Origin of the sequence: Pseudoalteromonas sp. SMS1 (genome assembly GCF_021530565.1) — a bacterium.
Lineage (GTDB): Bacteria > Pseudomonadota > Gammaproteobacteria > Enterobacterales > Alteromonadaceae > Pseudoalteromonas.
In genome coordinates this window covers 279,016-295,779 of the sequence record NZ_JAKGBI010000004.1, presented here as the reverse complement: position 1 = coordinate 295,779, position 16,764 = coordinate 279,016, and the positions used below count along the sequence as shown (strand labels likewise).

At 42.1% G+C, this 16,764-nt stretch carries 15 protein-coding genes; 8 read left to right on the top strand and 7 right to left on the bottom strand.

Annotation, left to right across the window (positions count from 1 at the left end):
- The first annotated feature begins 48 nt into the window (after window positions 1-48).
- Together iolE and L1286_RS06905 are read left to right on the top strand one after the other, a co-directional pair.
- Complete coding sequence (iolE, locus tag L1286_RS06910) at window positions 49-966, top strand: myo-inosose-2 dehydratase (protein WP_235406174.1); 918 nt, start codon at window positions 49-51, stop codon at window positions 964-966.
- 21 nt (window positions 967-987) lie between these two features.
- On the top strand, window positions 988-2,013 hold the full coding sequence (locus L1286_RS06905) for a sugar phosphate isomerase/epimerase family protein (protein ID WP_235406173.1): 1,026 nt from the start codon (window positions 988-990) through the stop codon (window positions 2,011-2,013).
- 70 nt (window positions 2,014-2,083) lie between these two features.
- On the opposite strand, the gene L1286_RS06900 is transcribed toward L1286_RS06905, so the two are convergent.
- The 5 genes from L1286_RS06900 to L1286_RS06880 form a co-directional block, all read right to left on the bottom strand.
- Complete coding sequence (locus tag L1286_RS06900) at window positions 2,084-2,254, bottom strand: hypothetical protein (RefSeq protein ID WP_235406172.1); 171 nt, start codon at window positions 2,252-2,254, stop codon at window positions 2,084-2,086.
- Window positions 2,255-2,649: 395 nt separating this feature from the next.
- Window positions 2,650-3,672 carry a fibrinogen-like YCDxxxxGGGW domain-containing protein gene (locus tag L1286_RS06895; RefSeq protein WP_235406171.1) on the bottom strand — a complete coding sequence of 341 codons (1,023 nt, stop codon included), beginning with the start codon at window positions 3,670-3,672 and terminating at the stop codon, window positions 2,650-2,652.
- Between the two features lie 306 nt (window positions 3,673-3,978).
- Window positions 3,979-4,512, bottom strand: coding sequence for a hypothetical protein (locus tag L1286_RS06890; protein WP_235406170.1), 534 nt, complete (start codon window positions 4,510-4,512; stop codon window positions 3,979-3,981).
- A 9-nt stretch (window positions 4,513-4,521) separates the two neighbouring features.
- Complete coding sequence (locus L1286_RS06885; protein ID WP_235406169.1) at window positions 4,522-6,588, bottom strand: LruC domain-containing protein; 2,067 nt, start codon at window positions 6,586-6,588, stop codon at window positions 4,522-4,524.
- A gap of 354 nt (window positions 6,589-6,942) precedes the next feature.
- On the bottom strand, window positions 6,943-7,575 hold the full coding sequence (locus tag L1286_RS06880) for a LysR substrate-binding domain-containing protein (RefSeq protein ID WP_235406168.1): 633 nt from the start codon (window positions 7,573-7,575) through the stop codon (window positions 6,943-6,945).
- On the opposite strand from L1286_RS06880, the gene L1286_RS06875 reads away from it, so the two are divergent.
- On the top strand, window positions 7,565-7,882 hold the full coding sequence (locus L1286_RS06875; RefSeq protein WP_235406167.1) for a mechanosensitive ion channel domain-containing protein: 318 nt from the start codon (window positions 7,565-7,567) through the stop codon (window positions 7,880-7,882). The genes L1286_RS06880 and L1286_RS06875 overlap by 11 nt on opposite strands.
- 75 nt (window positions 7,883-7,957) lie before the next feature.
- Here the strand turns inward: L1286_RS06875 and L1286_RS06870 are convergent, their stop codons facing one another.
- A complete protein-coding gene (locus tag L1286_RS06870; RefSeq protein ID WP_235406166.1) occupies window positions 7,958-10,165 on the bottom strand; it encodes a serine protease in 2,208 nt (735 codons plus the stop codon).
- A 316-nt stretch (window positions 10,166-10,481) separates the two neighbouring features.
- Between L1286_RS06870 and L1286_RS06865 the strand changes: the two genes are divergently transcribed.
- The 3 genes from L1286_RS06865 (at window position 10,482) to L1286_RS06855 (ending at window position 13,059) form a co-directional block, all read left to right on the top strand.
- Window positions 10,482-10,874, top strand: coding sequence for a hypothetical protein (locus tag L1286_RS06865; protein ID WP_235406165.1), 393 nt, complete (start codon window positions 10,482-10,484; stop codon window positions 10,872-10,874).
- 212 nt (window positions 10,875-11,086) lie between these two features.
- Window positions 11,087-12,541, top strand: a complete 1,455-nt coding sequence (locus L1286_RS06860) for a YHYH protein (RefSeq protein WP_235406164.1) — start codon at window positions 11,087-11,089, stop codon at window positions 12,539-12,541.
- Window positions 12,538-13,059, top strand: coding sequence for a hypothetical protein (locus L1286_RS06855; protein WP_235406163.1), 522 nt, complete (start codon window positions 12,538-12,540; stop codon window positions 13,057-13,059). Before L1286_RS06860 ends, L1286_RS06855 begins: the two co-directional genes overlap by 4 nt.
- Here the strand turns inward: L1286_RS06855 and L1286_RS06850 are convergent.
- Entirely contained in the window at window positions 13,056-14,180 is a 1,125-nt protein-coding gene (locus tag L1286_RS06850) for an FAD-dependent oxidoreductase (RefSeq protein WP_235406162.1), read from the bottom strand. The genes L1286_RS06855 and L1286_RS06850 overlap by 4 nt on opposite strands.
- 487 nt (window positions 14,181-14,667) lie before the next feature.
- Here L1286_RS06850 and L1286_RS06845 point away from each other — a divergent pair, with 487 nt between their 5' ends.
- Both L1286_RS06845 and L1286_RS06840 read left to right on the top strand, forming a co-directional pair.
- Window positions 14,668-15,552, top strand: coding sequence for a hypothetical protein (locus L1286_RS06845; RefSeq protein WP_235406161.1), 885 nt, complete (start codon window positions 14,668-14,670; stop codon window positions 15,550-15,552).
- A 337-nt stretch (window positions 15,553-15,889) separates the two neighbouring features.
- Entirely contained in the window at window positions 15,890-16,333 is a 444-nt protein-coding gene (locus L1286_RS06840; protein ID WP_235406160.1) for a hypothetical protein, read from the top strand.
- The last annotated feature ends 431 nt before the right edge of the window (window positions 16,334-16,764 follow it).

Genomic DNA, 16,764 nt, shown 5'->3' with positions numbered 1-16,764 from the left:
AGGGAGTTTTGGCTAGCTAAATACACGATCACCAACAGGGAGTTTAAGATGAGCAGAACAACCATGTTTCCAACAAACACAGTGAAGTTTGGTATTACACCGACAGGTTGGGTAAATGATGACTTTTTGGATATAGACACAGGCATTCCATTTGAGCAAATTGTAAGCGAAATGGCGTTGGCAGGCTTTGAAGGGTGCAGCCGAGGTCATAAATATCCGTCTGATCCTGAGGCGCTAAAGCAGGCATTAGACCTTAGAGGACTTAAAATTTCAGAGCCGTGGGTAAGCACTTACTTTACAATTAATGATATGCATCAGCAAACATTCGAGAGCTTTGAAAAGGAAATTAAGTTCTTAAAACAGATGCAAAGCGGTGATTTGGTACTGGCTGAATTAGGGGGATCTTCACACCAGCAGCCGATCGCACTGGTGCCAAATGCGCCTAAATTTAACGAAGATCAATGGCGCAGGCTCGCTGATGGGTTAAACGAACTTGGTCATAAAGCAAATTGTCAGGGCATTACGATGTGCTACCACCACCACATGGGCACTGGGGTGATGACGATGGATGCGATTGCCAAACTTGCTGAATTGACGGATCCAAACTGTGTACACTTTTGCTTAGACACCGGGCATTTATTGTTTGCTGGCGGGGACAACTTGGAGTTTATCAATCTGTACGGGTCGCGTATTAAACATGTACATTTAAAAAATATCCGCAAGGATGTCATGGATTACAGCCTTGCGAATGACTTATCGTTCAAAGAAGCAATTTTACGCGGCGTATTTACCGTACCAGGTGACCCTGCAGGCTGCCTTGATTTTAAAGAAATTCTGCAAGCACTTGCAGACAAAAACTTTGCTGGTTGGCTAATCGTCGAAGCAGAGCAAAACCCAGCCAATGCGAATCCTTTGCTTTATGCTCAGATGGCACGTAAGTATTTGCAAGAAGTAACAGGCCTGTAAATCTCAAAGGGAATTGTTCTTATGCAACAAAATACAGATATGTACTTCAGCTTTTTTATGTTTGGGTCAAATTTTTCTATCGAAGATCCGATATTTTTAGACCAAGCCATGGTGCATATCCGCCGCTTGGTTGAAATGGGTTATACCGGCTTTGAGTTTCATCCCGGTAGAGAAGCTACAACCGCATTCGCTTTTCCGTCTTACCAACAAGAGCTTGAAGCTTACATTGCTTTTCGTAAGCGCATGAATGATGAAGGGTTTTCACGTATCAAGGTCGCTACGAATGTTGGGGCTACGCCTGATTGTGACCCGAGTTCATCATGTGCAAAGATCCGTGCAGATGGGATTGAATACTTAAAGTCTCGTATCGACATTACTGCTGCACTGGGTGGCGAAATTATGATGGGGCCACTGGTGATCCCCTATGGGGGCTTTGTTTTTCGCGCACCAAATGGTGAATCGGTGTGGAGTGATAAGTTACAGGACGAACTTGAAGCCAGATATAAAATAGCGCAACAAAGCTTTGTGACATTGGGGCAGTACGCTGCTGTAAAAGGGGTTAAGTTAGCTATTGAGCCTATTAGTCATTGGGAAACGCCGGGGCCAAATAAATTGGCGCAGTTGATCACCTTTTTGGATGGGATTGATGATCCTACGGTAGGTGTCGTTCTGGACAGTGCGCAAGAGACACTGGATGGTGATGGTCCTGAGGTGTTTAAAGCGCAGATTGACTATATTGCGGATCAAGGGCGATTACATTATGCACAAGCTTCTCCACCGGATAGGGGAGATCTCGTAAATTGTTGGTTACCTTGGGAGGGAATTTTTACCCCCATTTTGTCACGATTCGACGGTCCGATTGCCGTTGAAATTTTTAACGCTGTAGGGGCGTTTGATCATGGACTCAGATTGAGCAGACGTAAGTTTTGGGTACCAGAGGTCGATGAACCTAATAGCTATCCAAATGCTTACCAAATTGCTCAACAAGCCTATGACTTTACGCAACATAAGCTGGCTAAAATACGCTGTAAATTGGCGCCCAAATAAGTTCTATTTTTAACCCGAAGAAGTGGCACAGAGCATGCCACTTCGACTTGTCATAAACTGTGACAGCCGCTTATTGAGGCTTGTTTTCAGGAATAGTACAACAACTGTCAAAAGAATATGTTAAACACAGCGCTGCGGACAAACCACCTGCGACCGCAGGAGTATTTTCCGTTGCGATTGCTTTGTCCTCGAGTGATAATTTTTTCAGTTTTTTCTTGGTTAGCTGAATGCTTTTCATCATATATCTCCTTTATGAATGTCAGCTCGATTGCTGAGTTTTTAACTTATCATGCAAAAGTATTAATTAAAATAATAATATTTAAATTAAATTTATTTTTTAGAATTTTTATTTCTAATTTTTTATTTTTTTAGGTTAAAAACCTTTGATGTTACGATTTAAGAAAGTGGTTATGTTGTATTGCGCGTGCTTCCATCAAAACTGAAGTAGGGGCGTTTTTTACCCGTAATGCAGTATGGATCATACAAGGTGATGATGAGGGGACACATTGCAGTGACCAGCGTGTGTGTTGCTTTGAACGCAAGAGGGGATTAATAAACTCGAGTAACGTTTCGAGGTATATGAAGTTGGAAACAAAAAAGGGACCGATTGGGTCCCCATTTTAAATTAACGCCAGATTAGCGCATCCAAAGCAGTGCCCATTGGGTACCATTTGGTTCTACTCGGTTTATACATTGACCAGAGCCCTTACTGCCTGGTTTGTACGTCCCCCGAGCAACCCAGCAATAATGGCCGTTTACATCGCCTTGCCAACCCACAATCGAATGTGTACTTGTCATCGACACATAACTTGGTGATACACACCCTTGAAATACTTCAGAGCCTGGTTCGAGGCTCTTCGTACAGCTTGGTTTGTCTGTGCGTTGTGGCATAAAGTCAACACGCTCATTGTAACCCCAAGTATATCGAACGAGTTCTAACTCTGCGGTAGTGAAATTCACACCGTAAACATTGAATCCGCCACCACAATTGGCGCTGGCACAACTAACTTGCTCTCTCACATCAGAGAATACACTTAAATCGCCTTTAAATAACCAAAGTTTAGTGACGTTATTTGGATCTGTTTCTGGGATATCGCCATACTGATTAATAGAGCTTTTACCACCAACTTCGTTTTTGGGGTAGCTACCTACCAGCGTCCAGCCGCCACCGTCTGTGGTCATATCACAATACATGCTGACCACTTCACCCGACGCATTGTACAAGTCGTACACCCCATCGCCGCGACTTAAACCTGCTGCGAGGATGTCATTACAGCTTGTAGCTGCATTGGGTTGAACAGGGCTGAGTGACCAATCGCCTTTTTCGCCATTTGCTGCAAACCAGCTGCCGCTGTAGTTTCCTTGGATATCAACTTGGCCAAGAAAATATTGGGTTTTTGATGGGGTTTTGTCCGACAGTTTAAAATCTATCACATTACCATTTTGTTCTGTTGAGCCGGAGACAAACTGATTAAGTGTTTCGGCGTAAAAATGCGCTTTGTCACCTGTAATTGTGATTTCTTGTACTGAACCGGATTCCACAATACCATTTAAGTGTGAATCTATAGTGAGTATATGCTCACCTGAAATTGGTTGCTGCTGTGCTACTGCGAAGTTAGCTACTAAAAGAGAACTTATCGTAAGTGCTAGTTTATTCATATTTTTCCTTTGAGTGTTTATTATCATTCCGCGAATTGTTAATGCAATTAACCGTAGAGCTATTTTGATTATATTTGGAAAGGATTTTAATATCTTAATAATGATAATCGAGCAGGATTTTAATTAAATTATTTATATTATCAAGGTGGATCTATTTAATTTTTTACGGCAGTAAATGTCGAGTTAATTTTAAAAATTTATTTTAAATTATTGTTTTAATTTATTTAAAAAAGCATACCTCAAGATGAGATATGCTTTACGTTGGACTATCGTGAGTCAACACGAAACTTGTTAATTAGGTGCTTATTAATTGATTACCCATGCTTGCTGCTGCGCCGTACCATCAAATTCCCAGTTATAAACAAGTGGCTCGGTGTTCGTGCTGTAATACCAAATCTCAGCTTTCAGTTTTTGTTCAGAGTGGGGTAATAAAAGTTGTACTGTTAGCCCATTGCTATCAAGCGGGGCTCTCAAAAAGCACATATCATCGTTTGTGAGCGTGGCATCTTGCTGACAAATATTGATGAACGCACGGCTGCTTACTACATTTGGGCCTATTGATACTGACACTGGCACATCTGTTTGGAAATCAAAACTCTCGTCAACGACAACGGCTTCCATTCCTTCGTCACTGTTTGTCTCTTGAGTGACTTGTTCTTCCGCTGCTTGCTCTTCAGTCGCTGTTTGAGCTTGCGTATCCGTATTTGTCGAGACTTGAGCAGTGGTGTTAGTCGTATTTGTCGTACTGCTTGGTGTTTGACTTTGCCCATCAGACCCACCAGATCCGCCGCCACATGCTGTTAATAATAGGGTGATTAGAATTGCGATAACCTTGTTCATGATAGTCTCCTAGTTCTGTGCTGAGTTGTTGATGGTGTACTGATAGTTTGCGACTGGGTTTTCAAACCAAGTTGAGTATTGCACGCCGGCAGACTGGGCAAACTCAGCAAACTGTGGGTATGCGACTGACATATCAACTCTTTCAATTGGATGATCCCAATCGGAGTTAATGATCAGTGCCCAAGGCAGCCCAGTGGAAGTTTGGTAATATCCATTGGTTGATGACGTATCATCAGCTTGATCTAGGTAACCGCTATCGAATGCTTCTGTTGGTTCATGGTTTTTCAGGTGTACTTCCCATCCACGACCATTGTTTTGATCTACAACTGTGCCATGATAATGACCATCTACAGCAAAGATAAAGGGATCCACTTTACCGTTAGTCGCGACACTTGCGTTATAGCTGGTTGAAAGCGGTATCGTAATGTCGAACGGGTAGGGCGCTCTTTGGATGTCGGTACAGCCTGTTTCTGTTCTGAAGAACTTACAGCCTGGCTGAACGGGCACCATACTTCTTGTATCGGCAAATATCACCACGATGGCTTCGTTGCGGTTTGCTTCTAACGGGCTGTCAGTTTGTGTGACACCGTCAATGTTAAGTTCAATCTGCGCCTCATTTACATGCTGACGAGCGATATCTTTTAGGCGAATAGCAAAGGCATTGTGATAGCCAGCACCCACAGCAACCAACGCGCCCTCGACTTTGTAGCGAACCACTTGGTTACCGATTTGGCTCGTGATTACGCGGTATCTAACAACGACATCATTAAAGTCATAATCGCCTTTTTGAGGCCACAAGTCTTCAAATGCTGCCGTTTTCCATGAGGTTGAATTCTGGATCATGCTACTGGCAACAACTGTTACACTTAAATCTTCAACCTCGCCATTATCAATACCCCCTTGAGGCGCGATATCGCTGTTGTTTGATACGCGGAATCTTGCCCAAGTGTTGCCCTCAACGGCGTCAACAGGCACCGGTATAAGTACTCTGTTTTCGCCAGCGTTACCTTGATATTGACTGATCACACGTTCAGCGTCTTGAAATTGTCCGTCGCCATTCCAATCAACCCACGCATTGACGAAGCCAGATTTAGAGAGTGTGAAAGAAACTAGGCTGTCATATCCCGTCTCTAAGTTAGTTAGGAAGCTGACACCATTATCATCGTCGTTGTCTTTTGGTAAATACTCAGCGCTGACACTTTGTCCAAAAAAGAGGTCTCCCACATTATGACGTGCACCATTGGCATCCAATGATGTGCCGTAACTGTCTGGCGCGTCGCCATAATCTATGGTGGGATCTTCGGTGTCGTCAATGATGGGGGCGGTTGCACATCGTGCACCATCGTTGGTGTTTGACAAGGGGCCATAGGCGAAAAGTTGCGTGTTGGCTGGGTTGTCTATGTCTATTTTATAAACATGTCCGTCCTGGTTCCTGCTGATGTAGAAATTATTTTCGACGTCAAAATAAACGGCCCCGAAGGTACCAGACTGACCGACATTTCCGAGATTTGTACTGGTCCCATTTGAGACATCAATTCGGTGTAAATTACCGTTGCTGTCAACGCTGTAAGCTAGACTTGCATTGTCGTCTGGTGCAAACGCCATGTCGAAGATGTTTAAATTTAACGAACTACCATCCACAATGCGCGTAGCTTGCAGGTAATCACTGCTGTTTTCATCTAATGACACTCTGTATAACCCGAGGCTGCCCCCTTTTTTGTACACGTAAAATGCGTTTTCGTGTATCGCGACATCACCGACATAGAAATTTGTGTCTGGGAATCCAGAGGTCATAATGGGTTCGAGTACGTAATCTTTACCAACACGACCAATATCTTGATTACTGTAATCCCAGCCGTAGATGTAACGGTCATGTACGCTGAATCCGATACCATTGAGCTTGTTGTTTGTACCAACATTGTCGGCAAACGTACTGTATGCACCAGAGACTAAATTAACACCGTACATGGTTGCTGTGCTGCCCTGTACAAGAAATGCTTTAGAAGGACATGTATCGAATGGGGCGGCTGATAACCCCGCGGAAAATATGCAGGCACCTGCTAATAGTTTTTTCATGTGACTCTCCAACGTTTTTGATTTTGCTGTCTAGGAGTTTGCAAATGAAAGACCAATTTTAAAACTCTGATATTTAATGATTTTTAATTTTAGTTATATCAACTATTGCAATATGCAATGCAGTTTTAAAAAGAAAGATGCAATTTACAAAGAGCGATTGAGGCTGAGCAGGGCAAATCATTGCGCTCATGGTAACCAATATCTTGGTTTTGACTCATAGGCAACGGTCGATTGGGAGCGAGTTAGCAAAAAACTTTGGACGGTTGACAAATAAATTCCCAGTACTTGATAAAATTTTTAATAAGTCTGCTGATTGATAACTTTTATTTATCAGTTTAACAAACAAAAGTTGCGCTAGTTTCGAGTATATGGAAAGAGTATCAGCGAATCTTGGATAAGTTGAGATTTGTGGCTTTTTGCTAGATACATAGCGAAGATCTCCCGACTATAAATAGGTGCACTTTCAACCAAGAATAACTTGTTTTTGCGGATATGTTCGAAGCACATTTGTTTGGGTAAGTAGGCAGTACCACTCGCTTCTAAAATAAAGTTGAGTGCGATCCTCGGTTGACTCATACGGTGACGCACAGTGCTCGATTCACTAAAGTCTCTATCGAATTGACTATTCACTGCTTCACCATAGTCCACTTGTATCATGTTGTTTAAGCTGCTAACTGCAGCATGCGGATCTGTAGATACGAGCTGTAGTGGGACATTACCGACCTTTTCAGTGACTATATCATCAACATACGGGGGTTCAAAAATGAATGCGATATCAATCAGGCGGTTTAATAGCTGTTTGCGTAATTCGATGGGGGAGTGATTGTGAATATGCAATTGCACATCGTCTAAGTTACGGTCTATTTTTTGCAACCAATCTTGCAAGACAATGTCCCAAATAGACATCATCGATCCGACGAAAAGCTGGCTATTGTGTGCGTCTGACACGCCGACATCTTGCTTAAGTTTTTGCCACATGATCATCATTTCATTGGCACTTTTTGCTAACTGGTCTGTATTGAGCAATATCACGGCTTACTTTGTCCTTTTGTTTCACAGTGCCTACCGCAGAGGGAATTTTGTCAGAGTATTGGATGGTGATAACTATATTGAAGGGTATATTTCAAACATCGGTGTGTTTAATACGCAGTTTATTACCGAAGACAGAGAAATAATTATTTATCCAAATAACTTATTGCTTGGACGGCCAACTCAGATAAACCCAAGAAGTCGCTTTAACTCAATTGGAAAAATACCCAAACCAGATGATAAAAATGTCAATGATGGAAAGTGAAAAATAAAGTTTTTATGAAAAGCATGGCCTTAGTTCCTAAGGCCATGCTTTATTGGGTGAATTAGTTAATATCGCCTAATTTTTAATGCGTCTTACACTTGTTAATAGAGCAAGCATAAACAAGCTAAATATGCCAAGCGAACCGCCGCTATCTTTGTTTTTGACTTCAACACTTATGGTCTCAGAGTGAGACAGACCAAAGTCGTCGGTTGCCGTAACAGAAAATACTAAGGTACTGGTCTCGTTGACATTTGGTGCCGTAAAGCTAAATTGACTACTGTCACTCGGTACAGTCACTGATGGTCCTGATGTCTGTTCCCACGTAATCTTAATATTGTCGCCATCAGGGTCTTCTGCTCCCACAACGTTGATCGTCAGTGCATCCCCTTCGTGAACACTTGCATTGCTGCTCGTTAAAGAAAGCGTTGGTGCATTGTTTTTAATCACATTTACCTTAACAAGTGCTGTTGCAGATGCCTCATATTCATCCGTTGCGGTAAGTTGATAGGTGACCGTTACATCTTCTGTGGTCTTTTCTGCTTTGAGTGTCACGACACTTTCGTCACTTACCTGTTGTACTTCATCTTCAAGCTTGACCCAAGAATACGTAATCACATCATTTTCTCTGTCCGTCGTAGCACTTGCATCTAGCGTAAATTCAAGCTCACTTCGTACATCCAACTCGGTTTGTGCAAGCTCGATAGTTGGCTCCGTGTTGACAAACGTTGTTCTGATATTTTTGAGTGCGACATTATCATCACCCACGGTGACAACATAATCTTTCAAGTATTCGATGCGAATTTGGTTAGCGCCTTCTTCTAACTCGAGATCGAAAGATTTGTATTCTCTGTCGTCCCCACTATCGATGTGAACTTGTTTCCCGTTATGGAATATTCCAACAAAGTCGTATCCACGTTCGCTTGAAACAAGGTAATCAAAACCAATATCTTTGATATGAAGATCATTGATATCAATCATCAGAGTTGACTCTTGGTAAAGCTCCGTTAGCTCAGGGGTTTCGTCACGGTCTGTCACATCGCCACTTATAAGCGCTGGTTCTTGCTCTGGTGTTGCATCTACATACCAGTTTTCATTACCACCTGTTGACCATTGGATGCTAGTCGGTATTGACATCAATTCATTGATATTTTCATTAAATTGGGCCAGTTTTGTGTAGCCAAAAACGGCTGAGTAAACGCTGATGGAGGGGGACGTGATGCTGGCATCAACCGTATAGTTAGCATGTTTTGAGTTATCAGGAGTTAACACCGTAAATTGGCATTGCGACCCCGGTTCAAGTACTGTATTGGCACAGTTCTGCTCCGAGAATTGAACACCTTCGTCATGCTGTGAAAGACTAAAGTCTGCAATTGTCAGTGGCTGATCTAATGTATTTTTGAATGTATTGAGAATCTTGACTGATGCCTGATCTTCCATGTAAACATGTTGTTCGTTTGAACCAAAGCCGAACCCTGACATTTTTGATTGTACCCAAAAAAACAGTGACTCTACGTCTGCATAGACGCCAGGCCTATTTGGTAATGCGCATCCTTCTCCCCAACTAACAACGCCGACCTGAAACCACTCGTCATTTTTTTGTACGATAAGAGGGCCGCCGCTATCACCTTGACATGAATCTTTACCACCTTCAGTAAAACCAGCACATATCATCTTGTCAGAAATACTACCATCGTAGTACTCTGCACTATTACACACTTCATTGGTGACGTATGGCACATCGACTTCTTGTAGTTTGTCTGGCGCTTCGCCACCAGAGCTGAGTCGACCCCATCCCATAACTTTTAAATTGTCGCCGGCGACTAGGCTATTTCTAATTTCTTGGTTAGCGAGTTTGATTGGCGTAATGTTTTCTACTGGACGGTCCAGCTCCAACACGGCGATATCATTGTTGTACTGCAACACCTGATTGTATTGGTCATGCATGGACATAGCCACGACATTATAAGTCTGCCATTGCGATTCGTCTGTCAGATCATGGCCTTCGAACTTTACGGTAAAGCGATCCGCTTGAAATCCCTCAATACAATGGCTTGCCGTCAGTACTTTGTTTTCCCCAATAAACGATAAGCCACAAAAATGGCCATTGTCTAATTGAAGGCTTCCCATAAATGGGTACGCAAATTCTGCAGTTTCTTGTCCACCAACGATACGTGGCGAGTCCATATCGCGACTTTGTAAAGGCTCTACTTTACTTTTTGCGTAAACGCTAAGTGGGGTCGTTATAGTTGCTAGAAGAAGCAGTCCTTGTAGTTTATTATACATATTTGTTCCTATTTTATGTAATTCCATTTTTATTCTATAAAAATAAAATGATTTGTCCACCGTAGTCTAACGATTAACTTAATGTATGTATTTATTATTTAAAAATGCGTTATAGCTGGGCGGGTTGCTGCATGCTGACAATGATTACTGTGTAAGTAGCCAGTATCGACCGATTTAATTCATCCCCAAAAAATGTTAACTGTCTTAAATGTGCTTTTTCGCTATGACAAACGTAAAAATGTAGATTATGTTAAGCAAAGTAAAAGTCATGACTGACTGTCACCACGGGTGTACCGCTGAGTCGTAAGGAGAAAAAATGAAATTTGAGCAATTATTAAGTCACTTTGACACTGGAATTTGTGTCGATCAACTGCAAAAAGAATCTTTACTCGATATTGCGCTACTTTTTATTGGTGTAGATGGTGAGATCGATGAAAGTGAAAAGCAGGTTGTTTATGATTGGGCAAAAGGGTTGCAATGGAATTCCAGTATTGCCATTGAAGATTACCTTGAAGATAGTCTAGGGAAGTCAGTGCTCGCTGTTCAGCAAAATGATATTGAATCGTTCATAAGACATCGTATACATCATATTGTTGATGAACCCATGCGTAAGTTTGCGAAAGAACTTGTCGTGAAAGTAATTGAAGCGGATGGCAATGTCGATGAAGCCGAAGAAAGGGCCCTTGCTATTTTGGAAGCAGAATTGTAACACATCTAATTTATAGCCCTAGTTTAAGCAATTTGACTATGGTCCTCGCACATTGAATGTCGGTCGGCTTTAATACACACAATCCGACCGGCGCAAGGTATGTCCTAACTTCCTTAATTTTTGCACATTTCAAAATAGTATTTTCCTGGTCAGTTGTGTAGCCTAAATAAAATAGTTGCATTGATTTGGTCCAAAAATTAGAAGAGCTGGTTATGTCAAACACGATGATGAAATTAGGTGCCGTGTTTTATTTGTCTGCTTTGTTGGCGGGATGTGGAGGGGGGGGATCAGACACGAGTGCTGCTGTATCCAACGAGCAAAACACCTTGCCCGTATGTACAGCAACTCAGCTTATAGCACCAAGGGGGAGTGGTGCAGTATCCATCATCAGTGCGATGCAGTGCATCGATGCAAACGGGGATACTTTAACGTTTTCGCCCAATGTCATCGCCAGTGATGGCGTGGTAACAGGTGAATATTCACTCGCAGTCTCTGTATCTGATGGCCACGGACAAGTGACTGTGCAATTACCCTATCAGATCACTAATCAGGTGCCTCAATGTGGTCAGGCAACGACGCCGTCGGTAACTGCTGGCAGCACAAGCATCCAATTAGACAGTTATTTGACGTGTTCGGATGTCAATGGTGACGATATTGCGTTGAGCCCTCAGAGTATTGATATTGCAAACTTGGGGATTGGTACTTATCAACAAGAGGTTACGTTTAGCGATGGTGAGTTAAGCGCGTCTCTGACGTTCGAATTTATCATCAGTAATACGGCAACGCTTGAGCCTACGCGTTGTGAACGTATTAAACAGTCGGTTGCATTATCCCCTGAAAGCGATGTGAGTGTGACCTGCGATGAGAATTATGCCTACATCACGTCTGATACTTACCCAGATCATGACTTAATGAATGGGATCACGGCAACCAATGAGCAGATCCCAGTGCCTGCCGTGGGCTATGCCGCTCCGATTAAATTAGAACCGCATACAGCAACCAGTCCAACAACAATTGACGCCGCACTGGGTATCGCGGTGAATGGCGTACCTATTTATGATTATTCGGCGGCTGGAGAGTTAGATTTGTTTAACTACGACCCGAGCATTGATACCGTAGCATTAGGGCAGCTGGATAATTGTGGTGGTCACGCAGGGCGAGGAGATGATTACCATTACCATGCTGCGCCCACATGTATGATGGATGCAATGGAAAACTTGAATGATGAGACAATAATTGGCTGGGGTTACGATGGCTACCCACTGTATGGGTTTAATTACCCCGATGGCAGTGCTATTGCCGAAGGGGATTTAGAGCTATGCAATGGTATTTCTGATGAGACTTTTGGATATAGATATCATCTATCGAAAGCCCCCCCATATGTATTTCAATGTTTGGTCGGTGAAATAGACACTAACATATTACCGCGCGTTGCGCCTTTGACAGGTGGCGGAGATCGAGGTGATCTGCGTCCGCCTCCCGGCGATGTTCAGAACTTAACACACACAGTAGACAGCGATGGGAAAAGAACCATGCGCTATGACTATCAGGGTGAAAACTATTACGTCACTTACACCCCAAGTAAAGATAAGGAAAATTGCTATGATTTTGAAATGAAAGCAATTTCAAATAATGGTGCAATTCAAACGGGGACATATTGTCGATGAAGAATATAAGGTATGTCATGTTGAGTTGTGTGGTTTTGTGGCTTTTCTGTGTGTGTACGGATGCGCGCAGTCATGCATTAAAAGAAACCACGGCGACGATTACTGTTAGAAGTGGTCAGCTAGATATCTTAGTGAATACCAATTTTGCACATTGGCTATCGGTGCTGCACAGTCATGAAGCTTGGTTACTGGGAGATACAGAGCTGGTACTGCTGGCCAATCAAGGAAATGATCAAAAAGTCACGCAATTAAAAGAAATGGTTTTGCAACGTACTACCGTCACTGCTGATGGAGAAGTGCTTAAATGTACTGTGAACCAATTCCCAAGTAAACTGAATGAATTGCAAAAAGCACATCATTCGCGTAGCTATTTTAGACTTGGGTGTGCCATAGCGAAGCAAAAGGTGAACGCGGTTACCTTGTTATTACCCAAGTCTTTGGGACGAGTGTATGTCAGTTTGGTGGTGCCAAAACAGCAAGTGGTTGGCGCTGGCCAAAAAGCCCAATTTAAGCTTTAGCGCATTAGATTTTTGGCTAACTCGGCATGACCTTGCACCATGCGCGCTGTCAGTTTTTGGTCGGGCTCTGTACTAAAAGCCCGTTTTACGGCTGTGCCACCAATTACAATCGATCCTTTTCGTGGAAACATATACAAATAGCCCTCTGGTGTTGGTACGACATAGGCGTAATTAATCTCAGGTTGTGGCAGCAGGTGGGTTAGTTGGCCTTGGATAGGATACATACTTGTATCGGCAAAGAGCTTACTTGCGCCGAGTCCGGTACAGTTGACAACAACACGCTCTTTTAAAGCGAGTACTTGATCTAGGTTTTCAAATTTGGCTTGCTTGAGCTTTGCCCCTGCAATTTGTGCATCTTGCAATAGAGCGGGTAAATACAACATGGGATCAATGATCAGCGCTTTCATGTAACTTTGGTAAGGATAGCCGAACAAATTGTCTTCTGTACTCGTCGCTAATTCTGGATATAAATCATTGCCCCCAGGTAGTTGCCTGATAGAGTCTCTTGCTTGAGGTAGGAGTAGGTGGTAATTGTGCCAAGAAACACCGTAGCGCGGCACGTTGACATAACCAAGAAAACGCGAAAATGAGCCACGAATAATATGCCTATCTTTCTCTAAAAACGCTGGAGTGACAATATTTCTATCGAAATAGCTACTGGGTAGCCAGAGTGCAGCTGCGATATTTGAGGTTGTGTTTGGCGGAAAGTCGTCGGCATAAATTGTGACATCAAACCCTTCTTGCGCCAATATTAGAGCAGTGGTAATCCCCATAACACCTGAACCTAAAATCGCAATGTCTTTTACCCGCGGTTGGCTTGCCAATTGAGCGGCGACAGTTGAAGTCCCCCAAGAAAGAGATATGCCACCACCACCATGACCATAATTATGCACGAGCGTTTTATGCGCCAATGGTTCACGTTCTAATCGATACCCCTCTGGTCTAAACGGACGCAGTCCCACCTCTGAATGGGTGACTCTCTGCATTGTAGATTTCAATGGAGCATAGTGACGATATCTGGTGTGTATATTTGAGCGTGTTTTAGAGATGGAGGAACAGGAGGCCAATCCAAGCATACCAAGTCCATAGCCAGCGCCGATTAAAAGTTCTCGTCGATTCATCGTAAATTGCCTTATTCACTATTGTTATATTATCACGTTGTACCTAAAAGGAATAAATGTAAAGCAATGAGACGTAACAAAGTGTGCATAAATAAACAGGCCCACTGTGGGAACCCCATTATGGGACCCATAATGGATTGGATGCTATTTGTATGAATTTTAATTGTTAAGGTATAGCTATTTTTTATAGTATCAATAATTTTTTGACGTTTTAGGATTAACAAATTGGATTATGTATTAACTATATTCATGTTTATTTTTGTCTGATTTTACAATTTAGGTTGTGAGAAATATCCTAAAAACATATTAAAGACGATTGTAAAAATTGTTTTTTTATTGTTTTTGTTGATTATTATCAAATTTCGTTAAAATTAAATTAACAATTGGTTGTTTTTTGTGTTTGGTTGTTGATAATTAATTTTCTTCATGATTATCAGGGAACTGGTAATTTGCTTTTGAAGTATTAGTAAATTTGAAGGAATTAAAAATGAAATTGAAGTTAACTTGCACCAGTCTAATCGCTGCTTCACTTGCCGTTGCGGTTTCTCAAGCACACGCTGCTGAAATTAAAGTCGATGAATTAATACAGCAAAAAGTACACAACGACATTCGAGACAATGAAAACCACCCATATAACGTTGCTGCCTCACGTACATGTAGCGGCGGGCTCTCGGGCATGGTGTGTAGACTGATGGCAAAAGTGGGCATACCACCACTTGTATCAAATATTAAGTTGTATGATGTAGGTACTGACTACTCTGCAATCAAGCAGCCTGCAATTCCAGAAACGGTAGAGTTTGAATATTATTCGGTAAAAAATTGTACATCTACACCGAGAAAACTAGATCAAGAAGTGACGGTAACCTTTAATGAAAGCAACACGATCCGTGTGACTGACAAGGTGACCACGACGTCGAATGCCAAGGTTGAAGCAAAGCTACAATTAGAGATTTTTTCGTTTGGTGGAAGTGGAGGAGTGACTAAAGTCGTTGATGTTACTAAAGAAAGCTCGTCAACAACGAATACCTCTAAGGTGATTAGAGAAGTACTAAAAGAAGACATTAAGCCATATACTGCACTGATTTATACGGTCGATAAACGTTACAGCAATGCGTACATCGATTTTACGGGTAACTTTTCCTTTAATGCCGATTTAACTTTCGAGCCAAGTAAAAAACTCGTTGGACCGTATTCTCGTTTCTTCAACGACGATCAATTGAGTGTATCGGGTCAAGTGTGGAATGTTTCTTACAAGTCTGTTAGCAAAAGTTACTTAGAAGTCCCATTGCCAACTAATTATTCAGAATGTAACGCCTTTAGCGTTGATCAATATATGCCTAATTCGGTTCGACATCGTGCGTTGAGCTTGTAACAGGGTGAGGGAGCCAAGCAGAGTTGCTTGGCTTTTTTGAAGCTACCTAGGTATATAGTTTGTGGCCCGTTAAAAGGAATATGTGATCATTGTCAGTATTGCAACTCAAATCAATTCAAATATGTCTGTAGTTAAACAGACGTTTTCACTCCCTCACTGGTTACATAATCGTATTTTAGTGTCATTTGAACAGCTTTAGACAGATAAGCGCTTCAAGCAATACGCTGTCAATTATATAAAAATTGTATTTTTTAAAATGAGGAGGTAAAGTTTGACCCTATTTTAAATACATGTTTTTGTCGATTTATTGTTTTTTGCATTGACAAGGAGCTCATAAGTGCACAAATCTATCTTCCCTTTCATTGTTCTGCTTGCGTCGTTTTCATCTCAATCAGCGGATTTTGAATTTTCAACAGGCGGTGGAACACAATATGGAGGTTTCATTGGCATACAAGGTGGACTTAAATTTGAAAAAAGCCGGTATTTTGCTGCTTTAGGACTATATGGCCTGTCTTTAGGCGCTCAGTATCCTGTATCCAGTGACGGGCATGTTTCAATAGGGCTCAATGGTGGCCGAATGTTCGGTATCTTTGGGGGAGACAGGGACTACGTTGCCATGACATACAATTATCACTTTAATGGGTTTCATCATTCCGGTTGGGAAATTGGCACTGGTATTGGCTATTTCAAGACTGAAGAACATGCCATCCTGTTTAGTAGAGAAGTACACGAAGAAGAGAAAGAGGCACGCTTGATATTTAATCTTGGCTATAAGTTTTAGCGCTATATTTTTAGGTGCGTAATCCCGCACCAAACGAGCAAGGGGGTGTGTCGGTGCTCATTTTATCACGATTTAACTAATAGATTGGCGAGGAGGGCAAAGAGTGCCATTGGCTCGCCTGAAATCTAGTCAATTGCAATGTGAAATGGGTTTTCAATATCACAACTTGTTGCTCACAGAGAAAGGTTTTCTCTCCCTATACATAGTGGCACGTGTACTCAGTAGGGCTTTTTTATCACCTTATATGTGATTCGTAGGCTAATATGCTTTAGCCAACAGTCTATTTCATAAAATGACAATGTTTCCCAAAATAGTAGGGCAGCAACTTTGGCTATCTGTGTTTTCGACACCAGACCAGAGTTTAAAATCAGTTTTCAGTGCGTTGAGTAAGTACGTGTGAGCCAATTGAGGTTCGGTCTTAATACAGGGTA

Excerpts from the sequence above, each read along its gene's own strand:
- L1286_RS06845 (WP_235406161.1), top strand. The coding sequence starts at position 14,668 with ATGAAATTGAAGTTAACTTGCACCAGTCTAATCGCTGCTTCACTTGCC.
- L1286_RS06880 (WP_235406168.1), bottom strand. The coding sequence starts at position 7,575 with ATGATGATCATGTGGCAAAAACTTAAGCAAGATGTCGGCGTGTCAGAC.
- iolE (WP_235406174.1), top strand. The coding sequence starts at position 49 with ATGAGCAGAACAACCATGTTTCCAACAAACACAGTGAAGTTTGGTATT.
- L1286_RS06875 (WP_235406167.1), top strand. The coding sequence starts at position 7,565 with ATGATCATCATTTCATTGGCACTTTTTGCTAACTGGTCTGTATTGAGC.
- L1286_RS06890 (WP_235406170.1), bottom strand. The coding sequence starts at position 4,512 with ATGAACAAGGTTATCGCAATTCTAATCACCCTATTATTAACAGCATGT.
- L1286_RS06860 (WP_235406164.1), top strand. The coding sequence starts at position 11,087 with ATGTCAAACACGATGATGAAATTAGGTGCCGTGTTTTATTTGTCTGCT.
- L1286_RS06905 (WP_235406173.1), top strand. The coding sequence starts at position 988 with ATGCAACAAAATACAGATATGTACTTCAGCTTTTTTATGTTTGGGTCA.
- L1286_RS06900 (WP_235406172.1), bottom strand. The coding sequence starts at position 2,254 with ATGATGAAAAGCATTCAGCTAACCAAGAAAAAACTGAAAAAATTATCA.
- L1286_RS06885 (WP_235406169.1), bottom strand. The coding sequence starts at position 6,588 with ATGAAAAAACTATTAGCAGGTGCCTGCATATTTTCCGCGGGGTTATCA.
- L1286_RS06895 (WP_235406171.1), bottom strand. The coding sequence starts at position 3,672 with ATGAATAAACTAGCACTTACGATAAGTTCTCTTTTAGTAGCTAACTTC.
- L1286_RS06870 (WP_235406166.1), bottom strand. The coding sequence starts at position 10,165 with ATGTATAATAAACTACAAGGACTGCTTCTTCTAGCAACTATAACGACC.
- L1286_RS06865 (WP_235406165.1), top strand. The coding sequence starts at position 10,482 with ATGAAATTTGAGCAATTATTAAGTCACTTTGACACTGGAATTTGTGTC.
- L1286_RS06855 (WP_235406163.1), top strand. The coding sequence starts at position 12,538 with ATGAAGAATATAAGGTATGTCATGTTGAGTTGTGTGGTTTTGTGGCTT.
- L1286_RS06850 (WP_235406162.1), bottom strand. The coding sequence starts at position 14,180 with ATGAATCGACGAGAACTTTTAATCGGCGCTGGCTATGGACTTGGTATG.